The following is a 7,607-nucleotide window of genomic DNA, read 5'->3' on the forward strand; positions in this document are numbered from 1 at the left end:
AGAATACTGCAGCCGAAAGGTTGGTAGCATCCTGCCGTGAACAATCGATGGAGACTGGAATGAGCTTTCTGTTCTGGGAAAAGGCTCTTTTGCTTGCTCTCGTGGTCGTTTCCGCCGGCCTCTTCGCGAGGGATCTTCGAACGAAGATCCGACACATTCTGGCCGGGCGATCGGACCGGCCCAGAACCGACAGATTGGGTGAGCGCGTCGCTCGGGTCATCAAGGAGGTCGTGTTTCAGACCAAGGTCATCGGTGGCCGGCCGGTGGCCGGTCTGCTGCATGCGCTGGTGTTCTTCGGTTTCGTTCTCTTCGGGTTGGAAACCGTCGACCACTTCCTCGAACCGTTCGGCGTGCCCCTGCTGGCAGCGATCTTTGGTGATGCCCTGCCCCTGTTCAAACAGTTCTTGGCGGTCGTGGCCGTTCTGGTCTCCGTCGGCATTCTCGGGCTCGCCTTTCGGCGCTTTGTCCTGACCAAGATCTCTCCGGACCCGAAGTCCTACAGCTCGGGCGTCGTAGCGCTGCTGATTTTCCTGCTGATGGTTACCTATCTCAACGGGGTCGCCGACGAGCCGCTGTTCGAGAAGGCGAACTGGTGGCTGCACGCGCTGATGATCATCGTCTTTCCGCCGTTGATCCTGCATTCCAAGCACTTTCATCTGCTCATAGCGCCGGTCGACATCTTCTTTCGCACCCATGAGCTGGGCGACTACCTGCCCCTGGAGCTGGATGAAGAGGTGTTGATGGAGTCCGAAGAGGAGATCTCGCTCGGGCTGGAGGCGACGGCCGATGTGCCCTGGAAGATGCGCATGGATTTCTTGACCTGCGTCGAGTGCCGGCGATGCACCGATCAGTGCCCGGCCGCAGGTAGCGGCCAGGAGCTCGACCCGCGGGGCTTCATCCTCGCCGGCCGAGAGGCCCTGGGGGCGGAAGTGCCGGTGATCGGAAACGTCATCAGTGAGGCCGCGCTGGGACAGTGCACCAGCTGTGGAGCTTGCGAAAACATCTGCCCGGTGGGCATAGAGCACCTTCAGGTGCTGATGGGGGCCAAGCGGGCCCAGGCACTGGCCAGCGGCAAGGGCATGGTCGCGGGCGAGTTCCTGCAAGCGGTCGAGCGCTACGGCAACCCCTTCAAGAGCCAGGCGGATGTGCGCAAGAAGCTGCTCGAAGACCTCGCGATCCCGCTCTACGAGCCGGGCAGAACCGAGTACCTGCTCTGGCTGGGATGTGTGTGGACGTACAACGAGGATGCCAGAGCCAGTCTGGCGGCGATGGTCGAGGTTCTCAACGGTGCCGGAGTCAGCTACGGCGTGCTCGAGACCGAGTCCTGCAGTGGTCACCATTCCCGCCGGCAGGGTGAGGAGCTGCAGTTTCAGACCCTTGCCACGGAGAACATCGAAAGGCTGCGAGAGCAGCGAGTCGAGAAGGTGGTCACGCCCTGTCCGCACTGTTTCCATACGATTCGGCGGGAGTATCCGACGCTGGACGAGGGCTTCTCGGTAGAGACCATTCATCACTCCGAGCTGTTGGTGCAGCTGCTCGAAGAGGGCAAGATCAGCCTGGACGCCGGACGCCGGGAGAAGCGCAAGATCACCTTCCATGATCCGTGCTACCTGGGACGGTACGAGAAGGTCTTCGATCCACCGCGCCGTCTCATCGAGCGCGCCGGATACGATTTGACGGAGTTGCCACGCAGCCGCGAGAGGTCGTTTTGCTGTGGCGGCGGCAGCGCCGGTTTCGTGAGCGAACAGGAGCAAGAGCACCGTGTCGATCAGGTGCGCAAGCAGGAAATCGCCGATTCGGGAGCGGCGGTGCTGGTGACGGGATGTCCGGAATGCAAGATGATGCTCGATGCCGCCGTCGAGGAGACGGTGGATCTCGTCGAACTGTTGGCGCGCTCGGTCGAGACGGCCGATGGGGCCCGAGACCGGGTACCGACAGAGTCCGCTCAGTGAGAGATCGGGATGCGTGCATGGATCAGCCTGGCTTGCTCGGCGGCCGTCGTCCGGCGGGCCCTCAAGTTTGCGGTCGTGGTGGGCGCCGTCTTGATCGCCATCAACCACGGTGATGCCATAGTCGGCAATCAGCTGTCGGGCGGTCGCATCTTGCAGATGATACTCACCGTGTTCGTGCCCTACGCCGTCTCGACCGCGTCCAGCGTCTCGGCGATGCGGGAAATGACGGATCGCGGAGGCGGGCCGCGAGGTGGCTAAACTGCGAGCCTCGACAGGAGCATCTCGGCTTGGCTGAATCGGCTCTCCTGATCGGCAGCCTGACCGGTGTGCCGGAGCCGGCGGTGCAGACCTCGGCCTGGGATCTGGCCTGGGCTCTCGAGTGGCGGGCGGATCTGCTGGGAGAGGTCGACGCGGCGACCCGCGGCGCCCATGGCGACCGACGCTGGATCTATACGCTGCGGAGCCGAGCGGAGGGCGGCCGCGGGCCGAGCTCTCCATTGGAGCGGCGGGAGCGGCTATGCGCCGCCGGCGAGTCCTTCGACTTGATCGATCTCGAGGCGGAGCGCGACCTCGGCCCCGAGGTCCTGGCAGCGGTTCCCGCCGAAAAGCGAATCATCTCGTGGCACGGCGATCCAACGGAACGTCACGAGCTGCGCCAACGCTTCGAGACGATGGCGGAAACGCCGGCCCGCTTCTACAAGCTCGTGCCCGCGGCCGATCGCCCGAGCGAGGCGATCGCGCCCCTTTCGTTGCTGCATTCGCTGCAGCGCGAGGACGTCATCGCGTTCGCGAGCGGGGAATCCGGAGTCTGGAGCCGATTGCTTGCGCCGCGGCTGGGAGCGCCGGTCGTCTACGCTCGCGCTCAAAGCGAGCCGGCGGCACCGGGTCAGGTGTCGCTCGCGACGCTTCGGGACGACTACGGTCTGCCCGGCCTCGATCCCGTGTCCAAGCTCTTCGGAGTGGTCGGGAGGCCGGTCTTGCACAGTCTCTCGCCCCGCCTGCACAATCTGATGTATCGAAAGTTGGGCCTGGATCGACTCTACGTTCCGTTCCATGTGCCGATGTTCGGAGATTTCTGGCTCGACGTGGTCGAAAGCGAAAGCCTCGGCTTTCTGGGTTTCGAGCTGTGTGGCTTGAGCGTGACGGCGCCGTTCAAGGAGATCGCGATGGCGGTTGCCGGGGCCGTGAGTCCGCGAGCCGAGCACATCGGTGCCGCCAACTCGCTGGCGAAACGGGGTCAGGTCTGGGAGGCGGAGTGTACCGATCCCGACGGTGTCGTCGCGCCGCTACTGGCCCGGGGCTTGAGAGTCAAAGGGGCGCGGGCGGCCGTGCTGGGCGCCGGTGGCGCCGGACGCGCCGCGCTCGACGGTCTTTCCTCAGAGGGCGCCGAGGTGACGCTGGCCAACCGCAGCCCTCGGCGCGGGCGCAGGGTCGCTCTCGAGCTGGGTGTCACGTTTGCGCCCCTGAACGAGTTCGTGCCCGAGCGATACGACATCCTGATCAATGCCACCCCGCTGGGTGCCGACGACTCCGACCTGCCGTTCGATCCCGAGCGGCTCGCCGCTTCGGCCACGGTGGTCGATCTGGCCTATCGACACGACGGCGAAACGCCTCTGGTGAAGGCAACGCGCGCGAGCGGGCGTACGGCCGTCGACGGCAAGGAAGTGCTGCTCTACCAGGCCGCGCCGCAGTTCGAGTGGGTAAACGGCCTGGAGTTCGACCTCGAGCTGGCGCGCGCGGCGCTGGGACTCGAGCCGCTGGTTTCGGCATGAAGACGCGCAGGGCGACGCTACACGTTCGCGAGTTCGTGGCCGACACCCTGACGCCGGTGGCGGTCTACGAGCGGCTGGCCGCTCTGTCTCCGGTGCGCTTCCTGTTCGAAAGCGTGACCGGAGGCGAACAGGTTTCGCGTTACAGCTTCTTGGGCGCCGGTCCACGCGCGTTGATTCGCCTTGACGCCGACGGGATAGAGCTCGAGCGGGAGGGGAGTCGCCAGTCGCTCGAGGGCGACCCGCTTGTCGCGCTCGATCGCGTGCTCTCGGAAGTCCACTGCGACAGATCGGCGGCAGACTTGCCGTTTACCGGCGGCTACGTCGGGTTTTTCGGTTTCGATCTGATCCGGCTGGCCGAGCGATTGCCGAGCCGGCCCAGGGACGCTTTCGGGCTTCCGACGGCGATTCTCGGCCGCTTCGATCACCTGGTGATCTTCGACCATGCGAGCCAACGCGTGCTCGCCGTGGCGAACGAGATCGAGGGCGAGGTCTCCGAACAGCAGGCGCGCCAGGATCTGGCCGAGCTCAGCGAGGTTCTGGGCACCACATCGTCCGCCGGTGCGGTCCCGATGCCGGAGACGCTCGAGGTTTCGGCCGAGGCCGTGCCCAGCCTGGGCGACGACGAGTACCGCGCGGCGGTCGCGCGAGCCAAGGAGTTCATCGCCGCCGGCGACATCTTCCAGGTCGTGCTGGCCCGGCACTTCCGGATGTCCAGTGAGCGCCTGTCGCCGCGCGCACTCTACCGGGCCTTGCGCGCGGTCAATCCCAGTCCCTACATGGTGCTGCTCGAGCTTCCGGAAGTGGCTCTGGTCGGCGGCTCTCCCGAGATGCTGGTGCGCAAGACCGGATCCCGTCTCGAGACCCGCCCGATCGCCGGGACCCGGCGCCGAGGCGCCAGCCCGGAGGAGGATCGGGCCCTGGCGGACGAGCTGGTGGCGGATCAGAAGGAACGCGCCGAGCACGTCATGCTCGTCGATCTGGGTCGCAACGACATCGGCCGCGTCGCCGCGCCCGGCACGGTCAAAGTCTCCACCTTCATGGAAGTCGAGCGCTACAGTCATGTCATGCACCTGGTGTCGAAAGACGAAGGTGACGAAGATGCGGGAACCGCTCCCCAGGATGCCCTGCTGGCGTGCTTTCCGGCCGGAACGGTCTCCGGCGCTCCCAAGATCCGGGCCATCGAGATCATCGACGAGCTCGAGCCGGAAGCGCGCGGCCCCTACGCCGGAGCCGTGGGCTACGTTTCCTTCAGCGGAGACCTCGATACCTGCATTACCATTCGTACGCTGGTCGTTTGCGGAGAGGAGGTCTCGGTGACCGCCGGCGCGGGGATCGTGGCCGATTCCGATCCGGTCAGGGAAGAAGAAGAAACGCGGCACAAGGCGGCCGCTTTGCTCTCCGCCGTCGAACTGGCGAAACGTCTCGGCTCGTAGCATGCGTGACAACTCGAGGCAGGCCAACATGATCCTGGTGATCGACAACTACGATTCGTTCACCTACAACCTGGTGCAGCTGATCCGCTCACGGGACGTGCCGGTCGAGGTCCTGAGGAACGACGCCGAATCGGTCGCGGAACTCCTGGCACGTTCGCCCTCCGGGATCGTCCTGTCTCCGGGACCCGGAAGGCCCGAGAGTGCCGGTGTCTGTCTTGACCTCATTCGAGCCGAGCCCGCGGTACCGCTCCTGGGCGTTTGTCTCGGCCAGCAGGCTCTGGCGGCGGCCTACGGGGGAGAGATCGGTCGAGCGCCTCGTCTCATGCACGGCAAGACGTCGGCTGTTCGGCACAGCGGTGTCGGGATCTTTCGCGGCCTCCCCGATCCCTTCGAAGCTTGCAGGTACCACAGCCTGGAGGTCCGATCCGAGAATCTGCCGGAGCCATTCGAGGCGGTGGCCTGGAGTGAGGAAGGCACCCTTCAGGGGATTCGCCACCGAGAGCTGCCCTACTGGGGCGTGCAGTTTCATCCCGAGTCGATTCTGACGCCCGACGGGCCGCGGCTGATGGACAACTTTCTGGGCCTGTGTCTCTGACCTGACCGCCTTGCAAACAGCGAATCGGGACCGCATGATTGGCCGATGGAGCCTGGCTGAATAATGCAAGCTAAAGCTGCCCTCAGAAGAGTCACGGCCGGGCTGGCGCTGACCAGCGCCGAGATGCGTGCTTTGATCGGCAGCCTGATGGATGGCGAGTTGTCGGATCCGGTCAAGGCGGCCCTGCTCGCGGCTCTCGCCACCAAGGGAGAGACCTCCGACGAGATCGTGGGTGCGGCTCGGGCCATGCGCAGCCGCGTCCGCCGGGTAGCGCACGCCTTCGACGACGCGGTGGACACCTGTGGAACGGGCGGCGACGGCAAAGGCACCTTCAACATCTCGACCGCTTCCGCGCTGGTGGCGGCCGCCGCCGGTGTTCCGATCGCGAAGCACGGCAACCGCTCGGTGTCGAGCCGGTCCGGCAGCGCGGACGTTCTCGAGGCACTGGGAGTCGAGGTGGCCGCCGAGCCCGAGACCGCTGAGCGCATGCTGCGAGAGATCGGCATCTGTTTCCTGTTCGCGCCCAACTACCATCCGGCGATGAAAGAGGTGATGCCGGTGCGCCAGGCGCTGGGAATCCGCACGATCTTCAACGTGCTGGGGCCACTGTCGAATCCCGCGGGGGCGCGCCGGCAGGTTCTGGGCGTGTACGCCCGGGAGCTGGTGGACGTAATGGCGCAGGTGCTGAGCGATCTCGGCTCGGTGCATGCTCTGGTAGTCCACGGCGCCGACGGCCTGGATGAGATCACCACCACCGGGCCGACCCATGTCGCCGAGCTTCGCGACGGCCGGGTCCAAAGTCGGACGATCGAGCCCGCCGACCTGGGTGTCGAAACGTCGAAACCGGAAGATCTCGCCGGCGGTGGTCCGGACGAGAACGCGGCGCTGTTGCGTACGGTGCTGGCGGGAGCGGCGAGTCCGCTCGCCGAGATCACTCTGGCGAACGCGGGCGCCGCGATCTATGTCGGCGGCAAGGCCGAGACGCTGGCCGCCGGTGTCGAGCTGGCGCGCCAGACGCTAGCTTCCGGCGCGGCCCGAGCCAAGCTCGAGGCGCTACGTTCCTTCCGGCCGGGCGGATGAGCGCGCCTGCCGACATTCTTCTCGAGATCGTGGGCCGGCGGCGGGAGAAATTCGTCGACCGAGAGCTGGCGGTGCCGCTCTCAGAGCACCAGGGCCCGATGCCGGCGACGCATCCGTTTCTGGCGGCTCTCACCCGAACGCGCCCGGCGATCATCGCCGAGGTCAAGATGGGCTCTCCCAGAATCGGCTCGCTCGCCGGCCGCGTCGATCCCGAAGCTCGGGCCCGCCTCTACCGCGCCGCCGGAGCCGCGGCGCTCTCGGTCGTGGTCGAGCCCGACTTCTTCGGCGGTAGCTACGAGCTGCTCGCGCGCTGCAAAGAGGTTTCGGATCTGCCGGCGATCGCCAAGGACTTCGTCGTCAGCGCAGAGCAGATCGACGCCGCCCGAGCGGCCGGCGCCGACGCGGTGCTTCTGATCGCCTCGTTGTACTCGGCCCGTGATCTCCGCGCTTGGTCCGGGTACGCGCGCAGCCGAGGTCTCGTACCCTTGATCGAGACCCACGACGCCGACGATCGAGTCAAGCTCGAAGGGCACGAGTGGGAGCTGGTAGGCGTCAACAACCGAGACCTGCGCACGTTCGAAGTGGATCTTGAGAACTCGATCGCGGCTCTGCCCGACTTGCCTGTCGCGGCTCTCAAAGTAGCCGAGAGCGGCATCGGCTCGGGTTCGGACGTCGCCCGGCTCGCGAAGGCCGGGTTCGATGCCTTCCTGATCGGCGAGTCGCTGCTGCTCGCGGACGACGCGGCCGCGAAACTGGCCGAGTTGCTTTCGGCTTA

7 protein-coding genes are annotated in these 7,607 nt (G+C 66.0%); all 7 read left to right on the plus strand.

Annotated features, from left to right (window positions below; genetic code table 11):
* Window positions 1-59: 59 nt before the first annotated feature.
* A complete protein-coding gene (locus tag GY769_24440) occupies window positions 60-1,952 on the plus strand; it encodes a (Fe-S)-binding protein (protein MCP4205070.1) in 1,893 nt (630 codons plus the stop codon).
* A 9-nt stretch (window positions 1,953-1,961) separates the two neighbouring features.
* Complete coding sequence (locus GY769_24445; protein ID MCP4205071.1) at window positions 1,962-2,210, plus strand: hypothetical protein; 249 nt, start codon at window positions 1,962-1,964, stop codon at window positions 2,208-2,210.
* Between the two features lie 29 nt (window positions 2,211-2,239).
* Window positions 2,240-3,724, plus strand: coding sequence for a type I 3-dehydroquinate dehydratase (locus GY769_24450; GenBank protein MCP4205072.1), 1,485 nt, complete (start codon window positions 2,240-2,242; stop codon window positions 3,722-3,724).
* Window positions 3,721-5,157: an anthranilate synthase component I gene (trpE, locus tag GY769_24455; protein ID MCP4205073.1), complete on the plus strand. Its 1,437-nt coding sequence runs from the start codon at window positions 3,721-3,723 to the stop codon at window positions 5,155-5,157. Before GY769_24450 ends, trpE begins: the two co-directional genes overlap by 4 nt.
* Before the next feature lie 28 nt (window positions 5,158-5,185).
* Window positions 5,186-5,752, plus strand: a complete 567-nt coding sequence (locus tag GY769_24460; protein MCP4205074.1) for an aminodeoxychorismate/anthranilate synthase component II — start codon at window positions 5,186-5,188, stop codon at window positions 5,750-5,752.
* Between the two features lie 63 nt (window positions 5,753-5,815).
* A complete protein-coding gene (trpD, locus tag GY769_24465; protein ID MCP4205075.1) occupies window positions 5,816-6,832 on the plus strand; it encodes an anthranilate phosphoribosyltransferase in 1,017 nt (338 codons plus the stop codon).
* Window positions 6,829-7,607 (plus strand): indole-3-glycerol-phosphate synthase (locus tag GY769_24470; protein ID MCP4205076.1); only part of this gene is annotated, 779 nt, incomplete at its 3' end. The genes trpD and GY769_24470, both read left to right, overlap by 4 nt.

It is taken from the genome of bacterium (genome assembly GCA_024224155.1).
Lineage (GTDB): Bacteria > Acidobacteriota > Thermoanaerobaculia > Multivoradales > JAHEKO01 > CALZIK01.